Annotated in this window: 1 protein-coding gene; it reads left to right on the top strand. The window is 45.4% G+C overall.

Annotation, left to right across the window (positions count from 1 at the left end; genetic code table 11):
* Positions 1 to 545: 545 nt before the first annotated feature.
* On the top strand, positions 546 to 790 hold a 245-nt coding region (locus OGX86_RS00265), incomplete at its 3' end, for a helix-turn-helix transcriptional regulator (protein WP_286638994.1).

Genomic DNA, 790 nt, shown 5'->3' with positions numbered 1-790 from the left:
CGGGTTCTCTCTGTGTTTTCAACCTGACGCCATTCTGCCGTCCCTCAGACAACAACTCGATTCATTGCCGTTGTAGCAGACATGGCACAAACAGGACTTAAAAACCCGGCTGGCCAGAGAAAGGTCGCAGGAAAACCCCTCTCTCAGTTTGTTTTTTTACATATAACTATTCACTACTGTTCACTCAGTATAAAAATATAAGTAAAACAATAAATTAAAGGGTGAACAGTTTAGAGAGAAGTGTTCACCAACTGTTCACTACTGTTCACTGGTTTCGGCAAGCTCCTTTTAGAGAGCCATTGTTTTAATTATTATATTTTTATCTATTGATAGGCGATATCAATTGACTGTGATTTATGAACGTCTCAGCGCGTCATGTGCCAATTATTTTTCATATTTTCAGGTCGCTGCTTAAATAACAGACAAAACTGCTCCACGACACAACATACCTCTGTTGCATTGAAGAAAAATATTCACAAAATAGAGAGCTACCTGATACCGGACGGATACGTCCGGATCTCTGCGGATATTAACGAGGTAGCGTTATGCACACAGTTTCATCAGTACTATCGTCCCCCACTGCCGCGCACCCGATGCCGGTTTCAGCCCCGGCTCAGGAACGTTTTTTACGTCTCCCGGAAGTCATTCATCAGTGCGGTCTGTCCCGCTCCACGCTCTACGATTTAATTGCCCGCAATGCTTTCCCAGCGCAGGTTTCCCTCGGGGGTAAAAATGTCGCCTGGCTACAGTCTGAAATCACGGCGTGGATGGCAGAACGTGTCGCGCACCG

The organism is Citrobacter sp. Cpo040 (assembly GCF_030332915.1).
GTDB lineage: Bacteria > Pseudomonadota > Gammaproteobacteria > Enterobacterales > Enterobacteriaceae > Citrobacter > Citrobacter portucalensis.
The sequence above is the reverse complement of the archived record's forward strand: the minus strand, read 5'-3'. Positions and strand labels throughout refer to the sequence as shown.